The 24,183-nt window shown below is 65.6% G+C and carries 17 protein-coding genes and 1 pseudogene; 10 read left to right on the plus strand and 8 right to left on the minus strand.

The genetic code is table 11. From position 1 onward, the window contains the following. Window positions 1-33 precede the first annotated feature (33 nt). From parC to Q376_RS0115685, 3 genes are read left to right on the plus strand one after another with little or no spacing between them, the layout of a single operon-like run. Window positions 34-2,307, plus strand: coding sequence for a DNA topoisomerase IV subunit A (parC, locus tag Q376_RS0115675; RefSeq protein ID WP_027351106.1), 2,274 nt, complete (start codon window positions 34-36; stop codon window positions 2,305-2,307). Further along, window positions 2,304-3,515, plus strand: a complete 1,212-nt coding sequence (gene serB / locus Q376_RS0115680) for a phosphoserine phosphatase SerB (protein WP_027351107.1) — start codon at window positions 2,304-2,306, stop codon at window positions 3,513-3,515. Before parC ends, serB begins: the two co-directional genes overlap by 4 nt. Then, a complete protein-coding gene (locus tag Q376_RS0115685; RefSeq protein WP_027351108.1) occupies window positions 3,496-3,939 on the plus strand; it encodes an NUDIX hydrolase in 444 nt (147 codons plus the stop codon). The genes serB and Q376_RS0115685 overlap by 20 nt, the downstream gene beginning before the upstream one ends. Window positions 3,940-4,054: 115 nt before the next feature. Here Q376_RS0115685 and Q376_RS24490 read toward each other — a convergent pair. Then, a pseudogene (locus tag Q376_RS24490) lies at window positions 4,055-4,327 on the minus strand (isocitrate lyase/phosphoenolpyruvate mutase family protein); the annotation flags it as partial. A 343-nt stretch (window positions 4,328-4,670) separates the two neighbouring features. On the opposite strand from Q376_RS24490, the gene leuA reads away from it, so the two are divergent. Further along, the gene (gene leuA / locus Q376_RS0115695; protein WP_027351110.1) at window positions 4,671-6,380 is read left to right on the plus strand and encodes a 2-isopropylmalate synthase; all 1,710 of its coding nucleotides are present in this window, start codon (window positions 4,671-4,673) and stop codon (window positions 6,378-6,380) included. A gap of 122 nt (window positions 6,381-6,502) precedes the next feature. Then, on the plus strand, window positions 6,503-7,699 hold the full coding sequence (locus Q376_RS0115700) for an MFS transporter (RefSeq protein ID WP_081803601.1): 1,197 nt from the start codon (window positions 6,503-6,505) through the stop codon (window positions 7,697-7,699). Window positions 7,700-7,734: 35 nt separating this feature from the next. On the opposite strand, the gene gcvA is transcribed toward Q376_RS0115700, so the two are convergent. Beyond that, on the minus strand, window positions 7,735-8,655 hold the full coding sequence (gene gcvA, locus Q376_RS0115705; protein WP_043448280.1) for a transcriptional regulator GcvA: 921 nt from the start codon (window positions 8,653-8,655) through the stop codon (window positions 7,735-7,737). Between the two features lie 227 nt (window positions 8,656-8,882). Here gcvA and Q376_RS0115710 point away from each other — a divergent pair, with 227 nt between their 5' ends. Together Q376_RS0115710 and Q376_RS0115715 are read left to right on the plus strand one after the other, a co-directional pair. Then, entirely contained in the window at window positions 8,883-10,199 is a 1,317-nt protein-coding gene (locus tag Q376_RS0115710) for an aspartate aminotransferase family protein (protein ID WP_027351113.1), read from the plus strand. Between the two features lie 134 nt (window positions 10,200-10,333). After that, the gene (locus tag Q376_RS0115715) at window positions 10,334-11,362 is read left to right on the plus strand and encodes an amino acid ABC transporter substrate-binding protein (RefSeq protein WP_027351114.1); all 1,029 of its coding nucleotides are present in this window, start codon (window positions 10,334-10,336) and stop codon (window positions 11,360-11,362) included. A 133-nt stretch (window positions 11,363-11,495) separates the two neighbouring features. Here the strand turns inward: Q376_RS0115715 and Q376_RS0115720 are convergent, their stop codons facing one another. The 3 genes from Q376_RS0115720 to Q376_RS0115730 form a co-directional block, all read right to left on the minus strand. Beyond that, complete coding sequence (locus Q376_RS0115720) at window positions 11,496-13,973, minus strand: glucose/quinate/shikimate family membrane-bound PQQ-dependent dehydrogenase (RefSeq protein WP_027351115.1); 2,478 nt, start codon at window positions 13,971-13,973, stop codon at window positions 11,496-11,498. Between the two features lie 400 nt (window positions 13,974-14,373). After that, on the minus strand, window positions 14,374-15,243 hold the full coding sequence (locus Q376_RS0115725; RefSeq protein ID WP_052365397.1) for a transporter: 870 nt from the start codon (window positions 15,241-15,243) through the stop codon (window positions 14,374-14,376). Window positions 15,244-15,365: 122 nt separating this feature from the next. Continuing rightward, the gene (locus Q376_RS0115730) at window positions 15,366-16,373 is read right to left on the minus strand and encodes a carbon-nitrogen hydrolase family protein (RefSeq protein WP_155834379.1); all 1,008 of its coding nucleotides are present in this window, start codon (window positions 16,371-16,373) and stop codon (window positions 15,366-15,368) included. Window positions 16,374-16,535: 162 nt separating this feature from the next. Between Q376_RS0115730 and Q376_RS0115735 the strand changes: the two genes are divergently transcribed. Next, complete coding sequence (locus tag Q376_RS0115735) at window positions 16,536-17,489, plus strand: AraC-like ligand-binding domain-containing protein (RefSeq protein ID WP_027351118.1); 954 nt, start codon at window positions 16,536-16,538, stop codon at window positions 17,487-17,489. A 196-nt stretch (window positions 17,490-17,685) separates the two neighbouring features. Here the strand turns inward: Q376_RS0115735 and Q376_RS0115740 are convergent, their stop codons facing one another. Both Q376_RS0115740 and epmB read right to left on the minus strand, forming a co-directional pair. Further along, window positions 17,686-20,091: a glucose/quinate/shikimate family membrane-bound PQQ-dependent dehydrogenase gene (locus Q376_RS0115740; protein WP_027351119.1), complete on the minus strand. Its 2,406-nt coding sequence runs from the start codon at window positions 20,089-20,091 to the stop codon at window positions 17,686-17,688. Between the two features lie 308 nt (window positions 20,092-20,399). Continuing rightward, complete coding sequence (gene epmB / locus Q376_RS0115745) at window positions 20,400-21,458, minus strand: EF-P beta-lysylation protein EpmB (protein WP_027351120.1); 1,059 nt, start codon at window positions 21,456-21,458, stop codon at window positions 20,400-20,402. A 124-nt stretch (window positions 21,459-21,582) separates the two neighbouring features. Here epmB and efp point away from each other — a divergent pair, with 124 nt between their 5' ends. Then, window positions 21,583-22,149, plus strand: coding sequence for an elongation factor P (efp, locus tag Q376_RS0115750; RefSeq protein WP_027351121.1), 567 nt, complete (start codon window positions 21,583-21,585; stop codon window positions 22,147-22,149). 92 nt (window positions 22,150-22,241) lie between these two features. Further along, the gene (epmA, locus tag Q376_RS0115755; RefSeq protein WP_043448283.1) at window positions 22,242-23,237 is read left to right on the plus strand and encodes an EF-P lysine aminoacylase EpmA; all 996 of its coding nucleotides are present in this window, start codon (window positions 22,242-22,244) and stop codon (window positions 23,235-23,237) included. Here the strand turns inward: epmA and Q376_RS23015 are convergent. After that, complete coding sequence (locus tag Q376_RS23015) at window positions 23,154-24,176, minus strand: LysR family transcriptional regulator (protein WP_052365399.1); 1,023 nt, start codon at window positions 24,174-24,176, stop codon at window positions 23,154-23,156. The two genes, epmA and Q376_RS23015, sit on opposite strands and share 84 nt — an antisense overlap. Window positions 24,177-24,183: the final 7 nt, after the last annotated feature.

Below are 24,183 nucleotides of genomic sequence, written 5' to 3' on the forward strand. Positions count from 1 at the left end.
GGCAAGCCGTAGCAGTGAAGGAAGTCCGATCCAATGGCCGATAATTCCGATTTCGAAGCACCCGTCGCCGTGGGCGAGGGCGATGTCGAGCGCCTGCCGCTCAAGCGCTACACCGAGAAGGCGTATCTCGACTACTCGATGTACGTGATCCTCGATCGCGCGCTGCCCAATATCGGCGACGGCCTCAAACCGGTGCAGCGGCGCATCATCTATGCGATGCGCGAACTGTCGCTGACCGCCAACGCCAAGCACAAGAAGTCGGCACGTACCGTCGGCGACGTGCTGGGCAAGTTCCACCCTCACGGCGACAGCGCATGCTACGAAGCGATGGTGCTGATGGCGCAGCCGTTCAGCTATCGCTACCCGCTGGTCGACGGCCAGGGCAACTGGGGCAGCCCCGACGATCCCAAATCGTTCGCCGCGATGCGCTATACCGAGGCGCGGCTGTCGCGCTTCTCCGAGGTGCTGCTCGGCGAGCTCGGGCAGGGCACGGTCGACTGGGTACCCAACTTCGACGGCACCCTCGACGAGCCGGCGGTGCTTCCTTCACGGCTGCCGCACGTGCTGCTCAACGGCGGCTCCGGCATCGCCGTCGGCATGGCCACCGACATCCCGCCCCACAACGTCGGTGAGCTGGTCGAGGCGACCATCCACCGGCTGCGCCATCCAGAGGCGACGGTCACCGATCTGTGTCGCTACCTGCCGGCGCCCGATTTTCCCACCGCCGCCGAGATCGTCACCCCTCGCGACGATCTCACCAAGCTCTACCAGAGCGGGCGCGGCTCGGTGAAGATGCGCGCGCGCTACCGGGTCGAGGAGGGCGACGTGGTGATCACGGCGCTGCCCTACCAGGTCTCCGGCGCCAAGGTGCTCGAGCAGATCGCCGCGCAGATGCAGGCCAAGAAGCTGCCGATGGTCGCCGACCTGCGCGACGAATCGACCCACGAAGAACCGACGCGGCTGGTGATCGTGCCGCGCTCCAACCGGGTCGATGTCGAGGCGCTGATGGCGCATCTGTTCGCCACCACCGATCTCGAGAAGAGCCACCGGGTCAACATGAACCTGATCGGCCTCGATGGGCGCCCGCGAGTGATGGCGCTCGACGAGCTGCTCGGCGAGTGGCTCGAGTTCCGCCGCACCACGGTGCGCCGGCGCCTCGAGTACCGGCTCGGCAAGGTGGTCGATCGGCTGCACATCCTCGAGGGCCTGCTGGTCGCCTACCTCAATATCGACGAGGTGATCAGGATCATCCGCGAGGAGGACGAGCCGAAGCAGGCGCTGATGGCGGCCTTCGCGCTGAGCGAGCGCCAGGCCGAGGCGATCCTCGAGCTGCGGCTGCGTCACCTGGCCAAGCTCGAGGAGTTCAAGCTCCGCGGCGAGCAGGAGGAGCTCGAGGCCGAGCGCAAGCGGCTCGAGGCCCTGCTCGGCAGCGAGTCGAAACTCACCGACCTGATCGAGCAGGAGCTGCGCGAGGATGCCGAGAAGTTCGGCGACGAGCGTAGAAGCCCCTTGGTCGAGCGCGAGGAAGCCCGTGCGCTCTCCGAAGTCGAACTGCTCGGTGCCGATCCGATCACCGTGGTGCTCTCCAGCCGTGGCTGGATCAGAAGCGCCAAGGGCCACGACATCGATCCCACCTCGCTCTCCTACAAGGCCGGCGACGATTATCTCTGCAGCGTGCGCGGCAAGACCAACCAGAGCCTGATCCTGCTCGACGACAGCGGGCGCAGCTACACCCTCAGCGCCCACCAGCTGCCCTCCGCCCGTGGCCAGGGCGAGCCGGTCACCGGCAAGGTCAACCCGCCGGCCGGCGCGCAGATGGTGGCGATGATGCTCGACGTCCCCGAGGCGCGCTATCTGCTCGCAAGCGATGGCGGCTACGGCTTCGTCACCGCGCTCGAGTCATTGGTCGGACGCTCGCGCGCCGGCAAGGCGGTGCTCACCCTGCCCAAGGGCTGCGCCGTGCTTCCGCCGCGGCGGGTCGAGCCGGACATGCGCATCGCGCTGGTCTCGAACGTCGGGCGGCTATTGGTCTTCGATGTCGGCCAGCTGCCCGAGCTGAACAAGGGCAAGGGCAACAAGATGATCGACATCCCCGGTGCGCGCGCCGCCTCGCGCGAGGAGTTCGTCCGCGACCTCGTGCTGCTGCCGCAGGGCGCCTCGCTGGTGATCCACGCCGGCCGGCGTAAACTGACCCTCAAGCCCGCCGACATCGAGCACTATCTCGGCGAGCGCGGGCGGCGCGGAAGCAAGCTGCCCCAAGGGCTGCAGCGCGTCAGCAAGCTCGAAGTCGAGGAGGTGCGTGGATGACCCTGCGTTTTCTGATCCATGCCGCCGGTGCCGCCCGGCCGGGCCAGCTCGCGGCCCTTGGGCTCGCGCTGGCGCGCGCCGACGCGAGGCTGCTCGACGTCGAGCAGCGGGTCACCTTCGGCAGCGTCGATTTCGACCTGCTGGTGGAGATCGAGGGCGATGCGTCTCGCGAGGCGCTCGAGGGCGAGCTCAGCGACGCGAGCGACCAGAGCGGTCTGGAGGTCACCCTGTTCTCGGTCGAGCGCGCTGATCAAACCCGCTGGCACGAGGCCGGCGCCCAGCCGCGGCTGGTGCTCTCGCTGATGGGACCGCGGCTGCCCGCGCTGGTGGTGGCCGAAGTAGATCGGCTGATCGGCACCCATGGGCTTGCGATCGAGGGGATCGAGCGGCTCTCCGGCCCTGGCGCCCTCGACGATGAGCCCGGCACCTTGGGTGCCTGTCTCGAGTTTCGCCTGCGCGGTGAAACCGATATCGATGCCCTGCGCCGCGCGGCGCAGGGCGTGGGCGAAACCCACGGCGTCGACATCGCCCTGCAGGAGGACGACGTCTGGCGTCGCCACCGTCGGTTGGTCTGCTTCGACATGGACTCGACGCTGATCAAAGCCGAGGTGATCGACGAGCTGGCGCGCCGCCACGGCGTGTATGAGGAGGTCGCCGAGGTCACCGAGCGTGCGATGCGCGGCGAGCTCGACTTCCAGCAGAGCTTCCGGCAGCGGATGAGCAAGCTCGACGGGCTCGACGAGTCGGTGCTCGCTGAGATCGCCGATGAGCTGCCGCTGATGGACGGTATCGAGCGGCTGATGGGCGAGCTCAAGCGGCTCGGCTATCGCACCGCCATTATCTCCGGCGGATTCACCTACTTCGCGCGCCGCTTGCAGGAGAGGCTCGGCTTCGACGAGGTGCATGCCAACGAGCTGGTGATCCGCGATGGCAAGGTCACCGGCGAGGTGAGCGAACCGATCATCGATGCCGAGCGCAAGGCGTGGCTCTTGCGCCAGATCGCCGAACGCGAGGGGCTCGACATGGCCCAGACCGTAGCCGTAGGTGACGGCGCCAACGACCTCAAGATGCTCGCCGCGGCCGGGCTCGGAGTCGCCTTCCACGCCAAGCCGCTGGTACGGGAGCAGGCCCGCCAGTCGATTTCGACCCTTGGCCTCGATGCGCTGCTCTATCTGCTCGGCTACCGGCATGGCGAGCTCAACGCCTGAATCCGCCGTTCCCGCCGCCCGACCCCGGGTGGCGGTCGCCGCCGTGGTGATGCGCGCTACGCAGGTGCTGCTGGTCGGCAGCCATCGCGCTGGGATCGAAGGTTACTGGGGCTTTCCCGGCGGCAAGCTTGAGTTTGGCGAGACCCTGTTCCAGGCGGCCGAACGCGAACTCCTCGAGGAAACCGGGGTCGCGGCCGTCGCGCGCGAGGTCCTCACCGCGGTCGACGTGCTGGTGGGGGAGGCCGTGCGCCCGCGCGCCCACTTCGTGTTGATCGCAACGCTTTGCGAGTACCAGGCTGGTGAACCGGTCGCTGCCGACGATGCCGAGTCGGCGGGCTGGTTCCCGTTCGATCGGCTCGATTCTCTCCCCCTGTATCCAAGCGTCTCGGCAATCGTCGAACTCGCCCGGCAGCGCTCGAGCTGAGTTTTACCCGAGCGCTGCGTCCATTTCCCGTTCCCTGTCGCATCCCGGCGATGGGCCAAGGCTGATGCGCTTGACTCCGGCTTCCGCCAGCTCGGCGACGCTGAACGTCGGCACCGGCGGCTTCGAACGCTTGCAGCCTCCTGATGGTGTCGTCCAGGTCGGTACGGCCCCAGAGGAAGTTCTCGCAGCGCGCGGTCAGGACGAAATCGTGCGTAAGCGTATCGCGGGCTTCCGCCGCGGCCTGGATTCGTTCGACCGCTAGTCCGAAGTCATGGATCGGATCGTCCCGCCGAACGCGGTGGAAATGGCCCCGAACCCGGCGAGCGTCGCGGCTGGGGAGGGCGTGGGCCAGGGGATAGGCGATCGACGCGGGGTGATTGACCAGCATGCCGCTACGTGTTTATTTGGATGGCATGAAAAATTCATTGCCATTCGCCTCGCTTCGACTTACCCCGCCCGCACGCTGATGGCGTGCAGGTGCCGCTCCGTGCGGCGAAAAAGGGTTGAGGATCGAATCAGCGGGGTAGGGCAATGAGTGCACAACGATCGAATGAAGCAGTACGGTCGGATCGATACGAGGCGAGGGATCGCCGCGTCCAGGCATCATTTCCTACGCGCCAGCGGGCCATGTCCGCTGGCGCGTATCTTTTTCGTCATCTTTTCATTGGTAATTTTCATTTGCAGCAAGTCAATCCCCGGCGCCCGCGGGCGCCGCGAACTGGAGTGGTGAAATGAACGAGAGTCGCTTCCAGCCGGCCATGGGCAAGTACCGACCTTTCGATATCGTCGCGCTCGACGACCGCCAATGGCCGGGCAAGCGTATCGAGCGGGCACCGATCTGGGCCAGCGTCGACCTGCGCGACGGCAACCAGTCGCTGATCGATCCGATGGACGGCGAGCGCAAGTGGCGCTTCTTCGAACTGCTGGTGTCGCTCGGATTCAAGCAGATCGAGGTAGGGTTCCCATCGGCCTCGCAAACCGACTTCGATTTCCTTCGCGAACTGATCGAAGGCCAGCGGGTGCCGGACGATGTCACCCTACAGGTGCTCACCCCTGCGCGCGCGCCGCTGATCCAGCGCACCTTCGAGGCGCTTTCGGGCGCCAAGCGGGCGATCGTGCATCTCTACAACGCCACCTCGCCGCTTTTTCGCGAGACCGTGCTGGGGCTCGATCGGGATGGCTGCAAGCGCCTCGCGGTCGAGCATACCGCGCTGGTGCGTCGCCTGATGGAGGAGCACCCCGGCACCGACTGGACCTTCCAGTATTCCCCCGAGCACTTCACCACCACCGAGCTCGACTACTCGCTCGAGGTCTGCGAAGCGGTGCTCGATACCTTCGGTGCCAGCCCGGCGCGCAGGGTGATCCTCAACCTGCCGGCCACCGTCGAGGTCGCGACCCCCAACGTCTACGCCGACCAGATCGAGTGGTTCTGCCGTCATCTGCGCGTGCGCGAACGCGCCATCATCAGCCTGCATCCGCACAACGATCGCGGCACCGGGATCGCCGCCGCCGAGCTGGGCCTCATGGCCGGCGCTGACCGGATCGAGGGCACGCTGTTCGGCAACGGCGAGCGCACCGGCAACGTCGACATCGTCACCCTGGCGATGAATATGTTCATCCAAGGCATCGACCCCGAGCTCGACCTTTCCAATCTCACCCCGGTGATGCGCGAGGTCGAGCACTGCAATCAGCTGCCGGTGCATCCGCGTCATCCCTACGTCGGTGACCTGGTATTCACCGCCTTCTCGGGCTCGCATCAGGACGCGATCAAGAAGGGCATGGCGAGCCGCCGCGCATCGCTCGCCAGCGGCGAAACGCCGCTGTGGGAGGTGCCTTACCTGCCGGTCGACCCGCTCGACGTCGGGCGCAACTACGAGGCGGTGATCAGGGTCAACAGCCAGTCGGGCAAGGGCGGAATCTCTTATCTGCTCGAACAGGATCACGGCATCGCGCTGCCGCGACGGCTGGCGATCGAGTTCAGCCAGGTGGTGCAGGAGATCGCAGACCGCACCGGGCGCGAGATCACCTCCCCGATGATCCATCGCGCCTTCCTCGACGAGTACCGGCTCGATGCGCCCTATCGACTGCTGCGCCAGCGGATCGAGGAACGCAATGGCGAGGTTGCGATCGTCGCCGAGATCGAGGGGCCGCAAGGCGGGATTTCGCTTGCGGGGCAGGGCAACGGCCCGCTATCGGCGCTGGTGAATGGGCTGCGTGGCCAGGGCTTCGATATCGACGTGATCGACTACCACGAAAACTCCCGCGGCCAAGGCGCCGACGCCGAAGCGATCGCCTTCGTCGAGCTGCGTGCCTCGGGGCGCCCCGTGTTCGGCGTCGGGCTCCACGTCAACACCACCACGGCGACGCTGATCGCCGCGCTTTCCGCGCTCTCGCGCGCCGTGCGGCAGGACGAGGTGGAAGGGATGGCGCTGAGCGTCTGAACCCTAGGGCTTGATCGAAGCTTAACTCGGGGCTAGATTCGAGCGATGGATCCAAGCGCGCGAGGGCATCGTCTCTCGCGCGCTTCGTGTTTCATCCATCCATCTTCCCTGACGAGGTGCAAGTGGCGCACGACTCCTCCGAGCAGCTGAACTCCGCGGCACGTCTTTCATCCAGCCGCACTGCCCTGGCGATCCTGGCGTTGGCCGTGGGCGGCTTTGGGATCGGTACCGGCGAGTTCTCGATCATGGGCCTGCTGCCTGAACTCTCCGCCGGTCTCGGCATCGACGAAACCCGCGCGGGAGGGCTGATCAGCGCCTATGCCCTCGGCGTCGTGGTCGGCGCGCCGCTGATCGCGGTGGGTGCTGCGCGCTGGCCACGCCGCTGGCTGCTGCTCGCGCTGATGGGGATCTATGCGGCCGGCAACTTCGCAAGCGCCCTGGTCCCAGGCTTCCTACCGATGATGCTGGCGCGCTTCGTCAGCGGTTTGCCCCATGGCGCCTACTTCGGCGTTGCCGCCCTGGTCGCCGCCTCGCTGGTCGAGCCTCATCGGCGTGGACGAGCGGTCGGCCGGGTGATGCTCGGCCTCACCGTGGCGACGCTGATCGGCAATCCGATCGCGGTGTGGCTTGGCCAGCTGCTCGGCTGGCGCAGCGCCTTCGCCGCGGTCGGTATGATCAGCCTGCTCACTGTGGCGCTGCTGCTGGTCTTCCTCCCCGACGATCGCTCCGCTGCGAGCAGCTCGCCGCTTCAGGAACTCGGCGCGCTGCGCAATCCCGACATCTGGTTGACCCTGGGCATCGGTGCGATCGGCTTCGGCGGTATGTTCAGCGTGCTCAGCTACATCGCGCCGACCGTGACCCAAGTGAGCGGACTCTCGACCGGCTGGGTGCCGGTGGCGCTGGCGGCGTTCGGACTGGGCACCATCATCGGCAGCCAGGTCGGCGGCTGGCTTGCCGATCGCGGAGCGCTCTCCACCATCGGCTCAATCCTGCTCTGGAGCCTGGTGGTGATGCTTGTCTTCCCATTCGCCGCGCGCTCGGCCTGGAGCATCCTGCCGGCGACGCTGCTGGTCGGCACCGTCGTCGCCATGGTGCCGGCGCTGCAGATCCGACTGATGGACGTCGCCGCCGACGCCCAGACCCTGGCCGCATCGCTCAATCATTCGGCATTCAACGTCGGCAACGCGCTCGGCGCTTGGCTCGGCGGAATCGCCGCAGCCTATGCCGACGATTGGGCCGCGACCGGATGGGTGGGGGCGCTGCTGGCGGCTGGCGGACTGGTACTGTTCTTCATCGTCCGCCGGCGCGAGCGCGGGTAGCCATGCCGAAATGTTGCTTATCCATGCGATCGAATCTAACTATCCCCGTGGGCTTTTATCTCTTTTTCCAGCCAGGACGTGAACGCCGCTATCATTGACGTATTTTTGGCTTTGGGTGATTTGATCAAGAAATAAGTGGTGGCCTTGATGCTATGTTGGTCATCTTCAAAAGGGGCTATCAATTCACCGCTTTCAAGCTCCTTTCTTGCCAGGAATTTACTCTCGAGTATGACGCCCAGCCCGTTGATGGCTGCCTCGATGGCCATCATCGAGCGGTCGAGCCAAAGTCCATTTTGGCCGACGATGTTCTGATGACCTATTGCGCGAAAATACTCGGTCCAAGTCAGCGCATTAGCTGAGTGGATGAGTGTTACTCGGCTCAAGTCAGAGATCGTCTTCAGCCCTTTTTGCTCCGCTAATGTCGGGCTGCACAATGGACGAAGACGTTCCTCGATCAAAGGCTGCGCTTTGTTCTGTGACGTGTGCGCAGGCCAGTAGGGGATGGCGACGTCGAATTGACCCAGATCGAGCTCATCCTGGCTCGAAAGTGTCGATATGCGAATACCGATACCGGGGTGGCTGTTCAGGAAGCCAGGTAGGCGAGGCTGTAGCCATTTCACCGCGAAACTTGGGCCCGTCGCAATGACGAAACTTTTATCTTGGGACTGGGGCGATACGAGATGTGTGGCCGCCGAAATTATCCCGAACGCATGTTCTATTTCCCGCGCATAAGTCTTGCCCTCTGCGGTCAACAGCGTGCGACCCGCCAGGCGTTCGAAGAGCTTGACGCCTAGAAAGTCTTCGAGTTGATGAATCTGGTGGCTGATCGCCGAGGGGGTGACCGACAGCTCCTGCGCCCCTTGCGCAAAGCTACCGAGCCGGGAGGCTGCCTCGAATGCTCGCAGAGATTTTAGCGAGGGCAATCTTGCGCGATTGGGATCGATGGTTGAGCTCATTTCATGGGGGAGTGAGTTCTATGCGTTGGCGTCTGTTCGATCATGCTCGCTAGCATTATGCCCAGCACCAGAAAGCCCGGGCAAGCAGCTAGCCAGGCGAATCGGCCACCTTGGCTTGGCGGCCGATGAACTGACCTCCCGGGCTCGATGCGCGTATCGCGAGGCCGATCGTTGTGCCGCACTGGCGCGAGCGCGGTGGCTTGGATAAGGACAATGAGGAACGAGGCATGAGTGAAGAGCTTCTAAAAGCATCGAAGAAATTCCTGGTGAGATATGGCGGGGATGCCTTCCCAAATCTGTTCAGATTTGCCAAGGGAACCATCGTCACCGATAGCAGCGGGCGAGAATATCTCGATTTCACCTCTGGCCAGATGTGCGCCACCATCGGCCACAACCATCCTGCGATCGTCGAAGCCGTGCATCGGGCGGGAGAGAGGGCTTTTCACCTTTTCAGCGGAATGATTCCCGAGGCCGTCGCCGAACTTGCCCAATCGTTGGCTGAGGATTGGCTACCGGGTAAGCTCGAACGCACCATTTTCGTCAATACCGGTTCAGAGGCGACGGAAGTCGCGCTGCGAATGGCGAAGATGTACACCGGGGGCTACGAGGTGCTGGCCTTGGGCGGTTCATGGCATGGCATTACCGGCGGTGCGGGCACGGTTTCGTTCGCCAGCGATCGCCGAGGCTACGGCGTGCCCACGCCGGGGGTCTACATCATCCCCGAGCCCAACCCCTACCGTCCTTACATACCGGCGGCAACGTTCGAAGAGTCGGCACTGCTCAATCTCGAGCTCGCGCTCAAGATGTTCGATATGCAGTCCGCGGGCAAGGGAGCGGCGATCATCGTCGAACCCATCATCAGCGCGGGCGGGGTTCTGGTGCCGCCGCGAGCGTTCATGCAGGCATTGCGCAAAGCCGCGGATGACCGGGGAATGCTGCTGATTTTCGATGAGGCGCAGACCGCGTTCGGCCGCATTGGCACCAAGACGGGGGCGGAGTTCTTCGATGTCGTCCCGGACATCATGGCCATGTCGAAGACGCTGGGTGGGGGGCTGCCCCTGGCAGCCGTGGCCACTACGGCTGACATCGAAGATGACCTGCATGCCAAGCATTTCACCTATTACACCAGTCATGTCTCCGATCCATTGACCGCGGAAGTAGGGCTCGCGGTGCTCAAGGTCATCGCCCAGGAGGGCCTGATTGCACGCGCCAATCAAATGGGCGGCTATTTGCGCAGGCAGCTCGAAGGCCTGCAGCAGCGCTATGAGGCCATCGGTGACATTCGTGGCGCCGGTCTGCTGCTCGGGGTGGAGTTGGTCCGCGATCGCGAGTCGCGCTTACCTGCGCATGAACTAGGTGCGCTGACGACGGCTAGATGTTTCGAAAAAGGACTCAGCATGAACATTCGCCGACGTCCGGAACGTGGCTCGGTATGGCGCATCGCGCCGCCGCTGACGGTGTCGATCGACGAGATGGATCGAGCGATCGACATCCTCGACAGCGCGCTCGCCGAGAGCCTCGATGAGCTGGCGAGAAAAAGGTAGCCAGGCGGCAGCATCGATTCCATCGCCGCCCGGAGACGTAGGGAGGATTCGAACCTCCGGCGGTGATGGGGAGCAGTCTTTAGCGTGAGCGCAATCCACAAGATCAATGACCGTCTGCCATGGAGGAGCTGAAAATGAACAATAAAAGTCGGTTTTTGCTGGGCGCCGTTGTCTGCCTGTCCCCGCTCGCCGGTGCGCTCGCCCACGCTGGCACCCTGCAGAGTGTCGAAGCACGCGGGGCCTTGCGCTGCGGTGTGAGCCAAGGGCTTGCAGGGTTCAGCGCGCCCAATGCCCAGGGGCAGTGGGAAGGCATCGACGTCGAGCTTTGCAAGGGTATCGCCGTGGCGATCTTCAACGATCCGAGCAAAGTGATCTATTCCGCGCTGACCGCGAGCGAGCGCTTCACCGCGCTTCAGTCCGGCGAGGTCGACCTGCTGTCGCGCAACACTACCTGGAGTGCTACCCGCGACAACTCCCTCGGCCTCACTTTTCCCGGTGGGGTGACGTTCTACGATGGTCAGGCATTCATGGTGAAAAGGGCGCTTGGCGTTACGCATATCGCCGACCTGGATGGGGCGACGGTCTGTGTGACGACCGGCACCTTGACCGAGACCAATCTTGCCGACTACTTCGACAGTCACGGTCTGCGCTATCAGGCCATCTCATTCGACGAGCCCAGCCAAAGCGCCGGCGGATTCGACAGCGGCCGATGCGACGTACTGACCTCCGACTCGTCCCAGCTCGCGGCGCTGCGTCTTCAGCTCAGCGATCCTGACAGCGCGGTGATCCTGCCGGAGATGATCTCCAAGGAGCCATTGGCACCTTTGGTGCGCCGGGACGACGAGAGCTGGGGCAAGCTGGTGAGCTGGACGCTTTACGCGATGCTCAACGCCGAGGAGTTGGGGGTAACCAGTGAGAATGCCGGGCGGATGCGCGACAAGCCTCCCAGCCCCGATATCGCCCGGCTGTTGGGCCGCGACGGCAACGTCGGTGAGCAGCTCGGGCTCGACAACGAGTGGGCCTTCAACGTCATCAGTACGGTGGGCAACTATGCAGAGATCTACCAGCGCACGGTCGGTGACCGCTCGGCATTGAATATCCCTCGCGGCATCAATGCATTGTGGAACGTGGGCGGCATCCAGTATGCGCCGCCGATACGCTGACCGAGGCGTAGCGAAAGGCTGGGGTGCGACTGGCCCCGTTGCAAAGCTCGGTCAGCGATTTGCGCGGCGAGGGGGAGGGCCCCTCGCCGCGTTCGCTTGATTGGCGGGCGCCGGTTGGTCGCCCGCCCCGGGGTCACGGCGTTTCGGGCAGCGCGTAGGCGATCACGTAGTCGCCCATCTTGGTGCCGAAGGAGCCATGGCCGCCGACGCTGACCAGCACGTACTGGCGCCCGTCCGCGCCGCGATAGCTCATCGGCGTGGCCTGTCCGCCGGCCGGCAGGCGCGCTTTCCACAGCTCCTTGCCGGTGGTGATGTCGTAGGCGCGCAGGTACTGATCCAGCGTACCGCTGAGGAAGCTTACCCCGCCTGCGGTAGTCATCGGTCCGCCCATCGCCGGTACACCGAGGTTGAACGGCAGCGGCACGATCGGCGAGCTGTCGCGGGAGGTGCCGTTGGGACGCTTCCATACCACCTTGGATTCGGCCAGGTCGACGCCGGCCACGTCACCCCAGGAGGGTGCCTGGCAGGGGAAGCCGAGGCGCGAGAGGAAGGGCTTCATCTCCACCGCATAGGGCGCGCCGAGGTTGAGCAGCAGGCCATTGCCCTCGGAGGCCTGGGCGCTGTCGGCCGGCACCTCGGCGCGCGGCACCAGCCGGGAGGTGAAGGCCATGTAGTTCGGGCTGGTAAAAATCGCCTGGCGCGCCGGGTCGACGGCGACACCGCCCCAGTTGAACACCCCGACGTTGCCGGGATAGACGATCGAGCCTTCGAGCGACGGCGGCGTGTACTGGCCTTCGTAGCGCAGCGACCTGAACGTGATCCGGCACATCAGCTGGTCGAACGGCGTCGCGCCCCACATCGAGGCTTCGGTCAGTTCGGGCGGCAGCAGGTTGAGCCGCGAGCGCGGCTGGGTCGGCGCGGTATGGTCGCCCTCGATCGCGCCCTGGGGGGCGGCGATCTCGTCGACCGGGATGATCGGCTCGCCGTTGCGACGGTCGAAGACGTAGAGGCTGCCCTGCTTGGTCGGCTGGATCACCGCCGGGCGCATGCCGTTGGGAGTCGCCACGTCGGTGAGTATCGGCTGGGCCGGTACGTCCATGTCCCACAGGTCGTGGTGGGTCAGCTGCTGGTGCCAGCGCACTTGGCCGGTGGCGAGATCCAGCGCGACCAGGCCTGCGCTGTAGCGTTCGGCTCCTTCGCTGCGCTCGGCGCCGTACTGGTCGGGCATCTGGTTGCCGACCGGCAGGTAGACCAGTCCCAGTCGTTCGTCGGCGCTGATCATCGACCAGACGTTGGGCGAGTTGCGGGTATAGCGCTCGCCGTCGGCCAGCGGGGCCGTGGCGTCGGGGTTGCCGCTGTCCCAATTCCATACCAGGTGGCCGTCGCGCACGTCGTAGGCGCGGACCACACCCGAAGGCTCGTCGGTGGATTCGTTGTCGGTGACGTGGCCGCCGATGATCACCAGGTCACGTGTCACCACGGGTGGCGAAGTGGCGTAGTAGCCACCCGGGGTGAATTCTCCCAAGCCGCGGGTCAGGTCGACCTCGCCATGCTCGCCGAAGGCCTCGCAGCGCTCACCGCTGTCGGCGTCGAGCGAGATCAGCCGGCCGTCGGCGGTGGGCAGGAAGATCTGCCGTGGGCACTGCGTGGCGGTCTCGCTCGCACCCTCGGCGAAGAGCCTGGCGGTGTCCTCGGCCGCGCCGCTGCGCTGGGCATCGACGCTGGCGATGGGCCGGGCGTCGACAGGCCGGGCGGCGGGGTAGTCGGCCTGGTCATGATAGGCGACGCCGCGGCAGGTCATGTGCGCCCAACCGGAGAAGTCCTTCGCGCCCTGCAGGCTGAGCTGTGGGTCGAAACGCCATTTGGTTGCACCGCTGGTTGGGTCGAGCGCCAGCACCTGGCTGTGCGGGGTGCACAGATAGAGCGTGTCGTTGACCTTGAGCGGGGTGTTTTCGCTGGTCAGTTCGCCGGGATCGCCGGCCCCTGGCCGGTCGCCGGTCTGGATCCGCCAGGCTTCCTCGAGCCGAGTGACGTTTTCAGGCGTGATGTCGCCCAGCGAGGAGTAGTGGGTGCCGGCGTTGGTAGCGCCATAGGCCCGCCAGTCGTCGCCGCCGGCGTAGGCGGGGTCCACCTGCGCCGGCGCGCGCTCGGCGATCTCGCCCTGCAGGGTGCCGGGGGCGGTGAACTGGCTCGCCAGCGCCGTGGCGCCGGCGAGTACCACGGCCACGCCCAGCGCCACGGTGGCGAGCGGTGCGCTTCGCTGGGCGACCAGCGGGCGGCGTACCCAGGGCAACAGCAGCAGGATACCGAAGACGAACCACAGCGCCAGCCGCGGTACCAGCTGCCACCAGTCGAGACCGACCTCCCACAGCGCCCAGAGGTTGCTGGCGAAAAGGGTGAAAGCGTAGAGCCAAAGCGTGGCCCTTCGCGCGGCGATGGCCAGCGCACCGCTCAGTGCGATACCGATGCCTGCGAGCAGGTAGTACCAGGATCCGCCGAGCGTGACCAGCCGGATGCCGCCCGCCAGCATGGCGAGCCCCATCAGCAGCAGTAGCACGCCCACGGCGATCAGAGGCAAGCGGGTCGCCCGGCTCTTGTGACTGTCGAGCATGGCGTTCGACTCCTTGAAAAAGTCCATTCGATGATGATGAGATGCATTCTTGCCGCGTGCATGGGCCCAATGGTCCCCTTGGGCGGCTCCAATGAGGACAATGGACGTCGAGGGGAGGAGGAGAGGGACCACGAACTTAGGTGCAGCTGAATTATACGCCGGGGAAATATGTTGACAATCAGTTGGTAGTAAAATTACTAGATTTTGTGGTCGCGCAGCAGCCCACGCCAGCGCCCCCGGTCGACAGGCCGGAGGCGACAAGGCGCTGAAAAGAGGGCTGCATGGGTCGGCTTTACATCGCTGCGCAGTGGGCCGATGCCTTTGCCGACCATCCTTGGCGGCTCAGCAAAGAAGGGGAAGGGGGAGCAATTCCATTGCGTACTGGTTGACGAATGTCGGATTAGAGCAGCATCCCCAGTCGTAGCGTCAGGCTGGTGTCGGCTTTGAACCCCTGTTCGACCTTCAGGTCCCGGCCCACCACCGCCTGCAGTTGCACCGTCGGGGAGATGAACTGCGCCACCGACAGCCTGGCGTAGGTGGTGCTCAGCCGGTCGTGCTGCGCGGCGCCGTCGAGGCTGCTCGCCGCGCCGGTGATCCAGCCGCCGCCCAGCCCCAGCTGGGTCTGCGGGGTCGGGCTGTAGCGCAGATAGGCCTGGTACTCGTAGCGCGGTCTTTGTCGCTGCGTTTGGCCTGCGTACTCATCGTTTTTCGTCACCCAGGAGACATCCGCGCCGGTGTCCAGCGCCCAACGCTCTGAAAAATGATGGGTCCATGCGGCTTGCAGCAGAAAACGCCAGCGGTTTTCTCCCAGATTCAGAGGCTTGTCCTGGTCGTACGCGCCGGTGGGTAAATAGATGAAAGGAGCCAGCACCAAAATGTCTTTGCCCGGGGTCGCCAGGGTGGTGAGAACCGGCATGCCGACGATAGCGTCGCCCATGCCGGACGATTTCCCCAACGCGCTCGAATCTCCGTAGGCCTTCGCCCTACCGAATGGCAAGATCATTTGCGGCTGAATGCTGACGTTTTCCACCGGATGATAGGCATGGATGAAACGCAGCATCGTAACGTCGGTGCGTAGTTTGTTATCGCCAGGGGTTTTGTCCCCTTGGGAATAAAAGGCATCGCTGTGGCTGTATTTATAATAAGTCAGAAAGAAATTCGATCCATCGGGAAGCGGCTCGTAATCACCAGGTGCGAATTCCAGTGCCTGGGCGGGCGCAGCCAGCACTGCCATCAAAGCGATGGCATATTTCATGGCCTTGATTGTCATTGTCCATTCCTTACGCGGTTTTCAGTGACCCGTCATTGGCGTGGCAGTCGATCTATTCGACATGCTGCGTACCGGTGGTGGCGCGCCAGAGGCAGACGTTGCCGGACCGCCGGGTCCATCGCCTATTGCTGCGGATCTTCCGGCAGCACCAGCCATTCCGGCTCTGCGGCGGGCTGAGGCTCGATGGTGACTACCGGTTTGTTGGCAGCAGGATTGAACAGCAGGCGGGTCACGTCCGGTCGTGAGTAGTGGCCGACCGGGTCCGCCGCGGCTTTGGCGAAGGTGATCGCCGCGGGATCCAGGGTGGCGAACAGCAGCCCCTCTTCGTTTTCCGCCAGCGGCGTCGCCAGCTCGCTGCCGTCCGGCCCGAAGATGCGGGCATGCCCGCCGCCGGCCTTTAGCAGCTGGCGCTTGGTTTCATCGGTGCATAGCTGCTCGATCATCTCCGGCGAGACTATGGCGCACGGCGCGATCACGAAACACTGCCCTTCGGCGGCGTACAGCCGCGACGCCGCCGTGTTGACTTCCGGCCCCAATGCCGCCGTGGCGCCCTGGTACAGGCTGAAACTGGGCCAGGCGGCGATGTGGATCTGCTCGTGCTGGGCGTACATGGCGTAGCGCGTCAGCGGTTGAAGATGTTCCCAGCAGCAAAGCGCACCGATGACGCCCAGCGGTGTTTGGTGAGTGCGTAGGGACGAGCCGTCGCTTTCGCCGAACAGCGTGCGCTCCACGTGCGTGGCTTTCAGCTTGCGGCGGGTGGCGACCGTGGCGCCGTGGTTGTCGATGATCCACTGGGCGATGTACAGGCTGCCGTTGTCGCGTTCGCTGAACCCCAGCGCCACCCAGATGTCGTTGGCCGCCGCCGCCGCCGCGATGCGCCGCGCTTGGTCGCTGTCCAAGGCCAGTGAATTCTGGTGATAGCGGTAGACCCACGGCATGGAGGCGGCCGGCGAGTCCAGCCACAGGAACCACGGGTAGCCGGGGACCCAGGTTTCGGGGAAGGCGATCAGCTCAGCGCCGCGCTGCGCCGCTTCTTCGATCAATGCGATGGTTTTATCCACCGTGGCGTTCAGATCCATGAACACCGGTGCGGCCTGCACGCAGGCGACGGTGACGGCTCGATTCATCATGTCTTGCTCTCCGTTTGACGAGGTGTCACTGGCGTTTATAGGGCCAATGCCGCCACCGACGTTATGACCCAGAGGAACGGAAAACTTGACTGAGGCGGAACAGCGTATGGCACGCAATTTGCTCTTTCCGTCCCGGATCAGGGAGATGTGCGGGAGTGCGGCATGAAGGTGTTCGATACCAGAGAGGCGCTGGGCAAGGAGCGTCAGGACTACTGGCGGGAGGCGATCAGCCAGACGTTCGTACCCTTGGAGTGCCGGATCGAAAGCAGCGATTACCACTGCCGGTTGCAGTCCCGCACGCTGGCGGATATCGCGCTGGTGGAGGTGCAGGGCGCGCCGCAGACGGTGAAGCGCACGCTCGGCGCGCTCCGGCAGTATCGCGACGATGTGATACTGCTGAGCATGGTGCGGTGCGGCCGCACGGGAGTGGTGCAAATGGGGCGGGAGGCTGCACTAGGACGCGGCGAATTCGCGCTATACGACACCCGTGTGCCTTACGAGCTGCACCTGAATGGGGAATTTCAGCAGTTGGTGGTGCAATTTCCTCGCCAGCATCTGCAGCGCCGGCTGGGGCGTTTCGACGATCTGACCGCGATCAGCTTCGGCGGCGGGCATCCGCTGAGCGCACTCATCGAAAGCTTTCTCATCGGCCTGTTTCAACTGCCGGAAACGCTGCCGGACCAGCAGCAGCGCCACCTGATCGAGCAGGCGATGGATCTACTGGCCACGGTGATCGCCGACGGCAGTGGCCAACCGGCACAGGCTGCCGGCGCGCTGCTGTTCCAGATCAAAATGCTGATTGACGATCACCTGTCCGAGCCGGATTTGAGCGTCGGCGCGGTGGCGCGCAGGTTCAACATTACGCCGCGCTACCTGAGCATGCTGTTTCAAAAAGAGGGGCAGACTTTCGGCCGCTACCTGCTGGCGAGTCGCCTGCGAAAATGCGCCGGCGCGCTTCGGGACCGACGGGCACGGCACGGCTCCATCAGTGACGTCGCCTACCGCTGGGGATTCAGCGACCCGGCCTACTTCTCTCGTGAATTCAAGAAGGCGTTCGGCATGACGCCGCGTGACTATCGGCGGGAGGTCACCCCCCGCGGTAGCCGATACGGATAGCGCGATGCGCTGAGCAGGGATTCGAGGGGCGCAGGGGATAGGCGTCGCCGCCGATGCCCAGGTGGTGGCCGTGCGGGTTCGAGCAAATGCTGAAAGAGGATGAGAGTCAGAAACGCCCCGAAGGTTGGATTAATCATCCAGCCTTCGGGGCGGTTCACGATGGGTCGGTGCGGGAGGCCATCACCTCAGCGAGGCTTCACTGCTCCAGCGCATAGCCGATCACATAGTCGCCGAGTCTGGTACCGAAGGTGCCGTGTCCGCCGGCGGTGACGACTACGTACTGGCGACCGTCGTTGCCCTGGAAGGTCATCGGCGTCGCTTGGCCGCCGGCCGGCAGGCGAGACTTCCAAAGCTCCTCGCCGGTGGTGATGTCGTAGCCGCGCAGGTACTGATCGAGCGTACCGCTGAGGAAGCTGACGCCGCCCGCGGTGGTGATCGGGCCGCCGAGCGCGGGTACGCCGACACCGAGCGGCATCGGAATCGCTGCGCTGTCGCGGGCGGTGCCGTTGCGATGCATCCACTTCACCGAGCTGTCGCTCAGATCGACCCCGGCGACGTTGCCCCATGAGGGCGCCTGGCAAGGCAGGCCGAGCACCGACAGCAGCGGGCCGAGCTCGACGGCGTAAGGGGCGCCCTGGTTGAGCTGGAGACCTTGCTCACCGGCGGCCTGGACGGCGTCGCCGGGCAGGTCGCGCTTGTCGACCAGGCGCGAGACGAAGGCCAGATAGTTGGGACTGGTGAATATCGCCTGGCGCGCGGGGTCGATCGCGATGCCGCTCCAGTTGAACACGCCGACGTTGCCCGGGTAGACGATCGAGCCCTCGAGCGACGGCGGGGTGTATTGCCCCTCGTAGCGCAGCGAGTGGAACTGGATCCGGCACATCATCTGGTCCAGCGGGGTGGCGCCCCACATCGAGCTCTCGGTCAGCTCAGGCGGCAGCAGGTTGAGCCGCGAGCGCGGCTGGGTGGCCGCGGTCCAATCGCCTTCGATCGCACCCTGCGGGGCGGGAACCTCGTCGATCGGCACGATCGGTTCGCCGCTGCTGCGGTCGAGCACGTAGAGGCTGCCCTGCTTGGTCGGCTGGATCACCGCCTGGCGCACGCCGTCGGCGGTGGCGATATCGATCAGCACCGGCTGGGCCGGCGTATCCATGTCCCACAGGTCATGGTGGACGAACTGGTAGTGCCAGCGGATCCGGCCGGTGGCGAGATCGAGCGCGACCAGGCCAGTGCTGTATCGTTCGTCATTCTCGCTGCGATCGGCACCGTACTGGTCGGGGGTGGCGTTGCCCATCGGCAGGTAGACCAGCCCGAGCGACTCATCGACGCTGATCGGCGCCCATACATTGGGAGAGTTGCGGGTATAGACCTCGTCCTCGGCCAGCGGCTCGGTCCGCTCGGGGTTGCCGCTGTCCCAGTTCCAGACCAGTTCGCCGCTGCGTGCGTCGAACGCGCGGATCACGCCGGACGGCTCGTCGGTCGAGGCGTTGTCGGTGACGTGGCCGCCGAGGATCACCAGGTCGTGGGTCACTGCGGGAGGCGAGGTGGAGTAGTAGCCGCCCGGGGCGAAGTCGCCGATGTTGCGAGTCAGGTCGACCTCGCCGCCGTCGCCGAAACTCGCGCAGCGCTCGCCGGTGTCGGCGTTGAGCGCGATCAGGCGCGCATCCGCGGTGGGCAGGTAGAGCCGGCGCGGGCAGGTCACGTCGGTTTGGTCGAGCATCGCAGGCGTCTCTTCGCCGCCGCTGGCGTCGCCCTGCTGGGTAGCCACGTCATAGTAGGCGAGCCCACGGCAGGTCATGTGCGCCCAGCCGGAGAAGTCCTCGGCGCCCATGGTGCTGATCTCGGGGTCGAAGCTCCACTTGGTCTCGCCGGTCTCGGGCACCAGCGCCATGACCCGGCTGTGCGAAGTGCAGATGTAGAGGCTGTCGTTGACCTTGAGCGGCGTGTTCTGGTTGGTGATCTCCGGCGGTGAGTTCGCATCGGCGATATCGCCCGTGCGGATGCGCCATACCTCCTCGAGCGAGCCGATGTTCTCCGGGGTGATCTGGTCGAGGGCCGAGTAGTGGGTGCCGGCGTTGTTGCCGCCGTAGGCGGTCCAGTCTTCGCCCGCGGCCTGGGCCGGGTTGACCGGGCCGGCCGCGCGATCGCTCGCCAATCGGCCCTTGGTCGCCTGCGGGTCGTCGAACTGGCTCAGGATCGCGACCAGCGCGGCGATCGCCACCGAGGCCAGCAGCGCCAGGCTGCCGCCGCGCTGGCCGTGAGCCAGCGGCCGGCGCCACCAGGGCAGCAGCAGGACGATGCCGATCGAGCAGATCAGCGCTACCCGTGGCACCAGCTGCCACCAGTCGAGGCCCACCTCCCACAGCGCCCAGGCAGTGGTGGAGAGCAGCACCAGGGCGAACAGCCACAGTGCCGATGGGCGTCGCGCGATGATCAGCATACCGGCAAGGCTGAGTGCCGCGCCGCTGATCAGGTAGTACCAGGAGCCGCCGAGGGTGGCGAGATAGCCACCGCCGGCGAGCATGCAGAGCCCCAGCAGCAGTACCAGCAAACCGAGTAGCAGCGCTGGCAGCTTGGGCCCTGGCGAAGACGAAGAGGTCATAGCGGTGTTCCCCTGATGATTCGAATGGGCTTCGGCGGTGGAGATGCATCGGGCCCACCGCCCTGGATGGCAGCCACTTTTTTCTTTATCTCGGGATGGTTCTGATCAAGAGGTCGCGGATCGTAAAGGTCGGCAGAAATGGTGGTAAGTTTACTACATTTTTCAAGCTGAGCGGTGCTGCGCCAATCGTCGCAGCCTGCGCTCTGGCCTGATCCTCAGCATAGTAGGCGAGCGAAAGATTGCAGCCAGTCGAGGTGGTCTAATCCTCTGGTCCCATGGCGAGGCCCCGGACCCGCGCCGGCTCAGCTCTACCCTGGCTGCACCGAGCGCTGCGGCAGCGGGGTCTTCGAGCGTTCGCCCGGTACCTCGCGCACCAGGCGCGGCATCAGGAAGCCGGCGAGCCGCGCGCGCAGGCGCTCGACCAGTTCGACCGCCTCGCCATCGGGGACATCGAAGTGAGCGGCGCCGGCCACCGGGTCGAGGACGTGCAGGTAGTAGGGCAGCACGCCGGCGGCGAACAGCGTCTCGGAGAGCTCGGCCAGGGTGTCGACGTCGTCATTGACCCCGCGCAGCAGCACGCTCTGGTTGAGCAGCGTCGCACCGGCCTCGCGCAGGCGCGCGCAGGCGCTGCGCACCGCCGGGTCGATCTCGTTGGCGTGGTTGACGTGCAGCACCACGACCTTCTGCAGCCGGCTCGCCGCCAGCCAGCCGAGCAGCGCGGAGTCGACGCGGTCGGGAATCACTACCGGCAGGCGGGTATGGATCCGCAGGCGCTGCAGGTGGGCGATGCTTTCGAGCCGTTCGACCAGCCAGCCGAGCCGCTCGTCGCTCGACGCGAGCGGGTCGCCACCGGAGAGGATCACCTCGTTGATTTCGGGTCGGCTGCGCAAATAGTCGAGCACCGCCTCCCATTCGCGTCTCGACGGGGTGTTGTCGGCGTAGGGGAAGTGGCGGCGAAAGCAGTAGCGGCAGTTGACCGCGCAGGCGCCGCTCACGATCAGCAGCACCCGGTTGGCGTACTTGTGGATCAGCCCGGGGAGCGGGCGGTGCTCCGCCTCTTCGAGCGGGTCGGAGACGAACCCCTCCACCGCATCGGTCTCGCGATCGATCGGCAGCACCTGGCGCAGCAGCGGATCGCACGGATCGCCATGGCGCATTCGCGCCAGGTAGGCATGCGGCACCCGTATCTTGAACAGCCGGTGGCCCGCCTGCGCCCCCGGCAGCCAGGCGGCGTCCAGGCCGAGTGCGTCGCACAGCGTTTCGGGGTCGCGAATCGCGCCGGCCAGCTGGCGGCGCCAGTCGCCGCTGTGCTCACCATCCTGGTCGCAGGCGACGGTCTGCACTCTGTTCACACTTCGGGTTATCATCTGCGCACTTCTTTGGGGTTGTCACCGCCGGGCGGTGAGGGTCTGGAGAGTCACGCGGGCGTGCCGCGACCATTTCAAATAGCGTTAGGCGGCGGTGAGTCCGCCGTCCATTCGAGAGGCGTTCATGGCGAGTTATTCTACCAACGAATTCAAGGCCGGGCTGAAAGTGATGCTCGACGGCGACCCCTGCTCGATCGTCGAGAACGAGTTCGTCAAGCCGGGCAAGGGGCAGGCGTTCAACCGCGTCAGGCTGCGCAACCTGATGACCGGCCGGGTATGGGAACGCACCTTCAAGTCGGGCGAGTCACTCGAGGGTGCCGACGTCGTCGATCTGGACATGGAGTATCTCTATACCGATGGCGAGATGTGGCACTTCATGAAGACCGACGGCTCGTTCGAGCAGTTCGCCGCCGACAAGAAGGCGATCGGTGACAACGAGAAGTGGCTCAAGGAGCAGGTCAAGTACATCATCACGCTGTGGAACGACAACCCGATCTCGGTGACGCCGCCCAACTTCATCGAACTCGAAGTGATCGAGACCGATCCCGGCCTCAAGGGCGACACCGCCCAGGGGGGCTCCAAGCCTGCGAAGCTCTCCACCGGCGCGGTGGTGCGCGTGCCGCTGTTCATCAACCAGGGTGAAGTGCTCAAGGTCGATACCCGTACCGGCGACTACGTCAGCCGCGCTTGAATCCCCCCGGGGCGTGTCGATACGCCCGATCCAGTTCCCCCGCGTAGGCCTCCAGCCCGCGCGGGTGTCGATTCACCGTACTGGACCCCGCGATGATCGAATCCACAGATTGGACCCCGAGCGCCTCGCTCGAGGCGCTGCGCTTTCGCGCCGATCGCCTGCGCGAGATTCGCCGCTTCTTCGACGAGCGGCAGGTACTCGAGGTCGAGACCCCGGTGCTCGGCCACGGTGGCAGCGTCGACCCGCTGCTCGATTCGCTCAGCCTCGAGGCGCGCGGACCCAAGGGGCTCGAGCGGCTGTGGCTTGCGACCTCGCCGGAGTTCCACATGAAGCGGCTGCTCGCCGCCGGCAGCGGACCGATCTATCAGCTTGCCCGTGCCTTTCGCGATGGCGAGCGAGGTCGGCGCCACAACCTCGAGTTCACCCTGCTCGAATGGTATCGGCCCGGCTACGGCCTCGAGCTTTTGCGCGAGGAGTGCGTCGAGCTGATCGAACGGGTGATCGAGCGCCCGGTGCAGCTGCGCGTGCACCGCTACCGCCAGCTGTTTCGCGATGCGCTCGACATCGACCCGTTCGACGTCGGCGGCGATGAGCTCGCTCGCCTGGCCGCTGAGTTCGCCGCCGTCGACTGTGCCGGCTGGGAGCGCGACGACTGTCTCGACCTGCTGTTCAGCCATGCGATCGAGCCCGCCCTCGGCGCCGACCCGGGAGGTCCGGTTGCGCTGCTCGACGCGGTGGTCGACTACCCTGCGAGCCAGGCGGCGCTTGCCCGCAAGCGCTTCGATCCCGAGGACGGGGCCGAGCTCGCCGCGCGCTTCGAGCTCTACTGGCAGGGGGTCGAGCTCGCCAATGGCTATCACGAGTTGCTCGATGCCGGCGAGCAGGCGACGCGCTTTCTCGCCGACAACGCCGCGCGGCGCCTGCGCGGCAAGCCCGAGGTCGATATCGACCGCGCGCTGCTCGCCGCGCTCGATCATGGTCTGCCGGCCTGCAGCGGTGTAGCGCTAGGCGTCGATCGGCTGCTGATGCTGGCCGCGGGGGAAGCTCGCATCGACGCCGTGATCGCCTTCCCCTTCGAGCGCTGCTGAGTCCTCGCCGAACGGTGGCAGGCGGCGGATCTCCTCGAGCAGGTGCCGGCACGCCCGCGACAGCGGGCGATGCTGGCGCACCATCAGGTGGACCTCGGCGGCATTGAGGATCGGGTGGTCGATCGACAGCGCCCTGAGCCGCCCCGGCGCCAGCGACTCGGTGTAGGGCGGATTGGCGAGGAAGGTCACCGCCTGGGTATCGCAGACGTACTCGCGCAGCATCGCCAGCGAATTGCTCTCCAGGCTGGGTTCGAAGTGGCACTTGTCGAGCGCCTCGACGGTGTCGAGCAGCTGGCGCAGCCCGTAGCCGCAGGCCACCAGCGCCAGTGGATAGTCGAGGATGGCGTCGAGGGAGAGCGGCTGCTCGAGCCGGGTCAGCGGATGGTTGGCGTTGACCACCGCACAGACCGGCTGCGGCGCCGATGCCACCGATTCGATCCCCGGCACCAGCCGCGGCGAGTAGCCGAGTCCGATATGCGCATCCCCCTCCAGCACCTGGCGGACCACGACCTGCACGTTGGCGATCATCAGCTCGATGCGCAGCCGCGGATGGCGTCGGGCGAAACGAGTGATCACCTGCTGCATCAGCCGCTCGCTGTAGCCTTCGCTGACCGCCAGGCGCAAAGTGCCGCGCTCGAGCCCGTCGAGGGCGGAAAAATCCCCAAGCAAGGCCTCTTCGGCGACCCGTCGTTCGCGGTGGAAGTCGAGCAGCAGCAGGCCCGCTTCGGTGGCGCGTACGCCGCGGCCATGGCGCTCGAGCAGGCGCACCCCGAGGCTTGCCTCGAGCCTTCGTATCTGGCGGCTGATCACCGAGGGTTCGACCTCGAGACGCTCGGCGGCGCGGCGGATCGAGCCGGATTGGATCGCCTCGGCGATGTAGCGCAGCCGGCGCGGGCTGAGATGCTCGTCGAGCTCGAGCTGGAGAAAGGGTGTGACCACTGGTGTG

The organism is Halotalea alkalilenta DSM 17697 (genome assembly GCF_000621205.1).
Lineage (GTDB): Bacteria > Pseudomonadota > Gammaproteobacteria > Pseudomonadales > Halomonadaceae > Halotalea > Halotalea alkalilenta.

Excerpts from the sequence above, each read along its gene's own strand:
- parC (WP_027351106.1), top strand. The coding sequence starts at position 34 with ATGGCCGATAATTCCGATTTCGAAGCACCCGTCGCCGTGGGCGAGGGC.
- leuA (WP_027351110.1), top strand. The coding sequence starts at position 4,671 with ATGAACGAGAGTCGCTTCCAGCCGGCCATGGGCAAGTACCGACCTTTC.
- Q376_RS0115740 (WP_027351119.1), bottom strand. The coding sequence starts at position 20,091 with ATGACCTCTTCGTCTTCGCCAGGGCCCAAGCTGCCAGCGCTGCTACTC.
- efp (WP_027351121.1), top strand. The coding sequence starts at position 21,583 with ATGGCGAGTTATTCTACCAACGAATTCAAGGCCGGGCTGAAAGTGATG.
- Q376_RS0115720 (WP_027351115.1), bottom strand. The coding sequence starts at position 13,973 with ATGCTCGACAGTCACAAGAGCCGGGCGACCCGCTTGCCTCTGATCGCC.
- gcvA (WP_043448280.1), bottom strand. The coding sequence starts at position 8,655 with ATGAGCTCAACCATCGATCCCAATCGCGCAAGATTGCCCTCGCTAAAA.
- Q376_RS0115710 (WP_027351113.1), top strand. The coding sequence starts at position 8,883 with ATGAGTGAAGAGCTTCTAAAAGCATCGAAGAAATTCCTGGTGAGATAT.
- Q376_RS0115730 (WP_155834379.1), bottom strand. The coding sequence starts at position 16,373 with ATGATGAATCGAGCCGTCACCGTCGCCTGCGTGCAGGCCGCACCGGTG.
- serB (WP_027351107.1), top strand. The coding sequence starts at position 2,304 with ATGACCCTGCGTTTTCTGATCCATGCCGCCGGTGCCGCCCGGCCGGGC.
- Q376_RS0115715 (WP_027351114.1), top strand. The coding sequence starts at position 10,334 with ATGAACAATAAAAGTCGGTTTTTGCTGGGCGCCGTTGTCTGCCTGTCC.
- Q376_RS0115735 (WP_027351118.1), top strand. The coding sequence starts at position 16,536 with ATGAAGGTGTTCGATACCAGAGAGGCGCTGGGCAAGGAGCGTCAGGAC.
- Q376_RS0115725 (WP_052365397.1), bottom strand. The coding sequence starts at position 15,243 with ATGACAATCAAGGCCATGAAATATGCCATCGCTTTGATGGCAGTGCTG.
- epmA (WP_043448283.1), top strand. The coding sequence starts at position 22,242 with ATGATCGAATCCACAGATTGGACCCCGAGCGCCTCGCTCGAGGCGCTG.
- epmB (WP_027351120.1), bottom strand. The coding sequence starts at position 21,458 with ATGATAACCCGAAGTGTGAACAGAGTGCAGACCGTCGCCTGCGACCAG.
- Q376_RS0115685 (WP_027351108.1), top strand. The coding sequence starts at position 3,496 with ATGGCGAGCTCAACGCCTGAATCCGCCGTTCCCGCCGCCCGACCCCGG.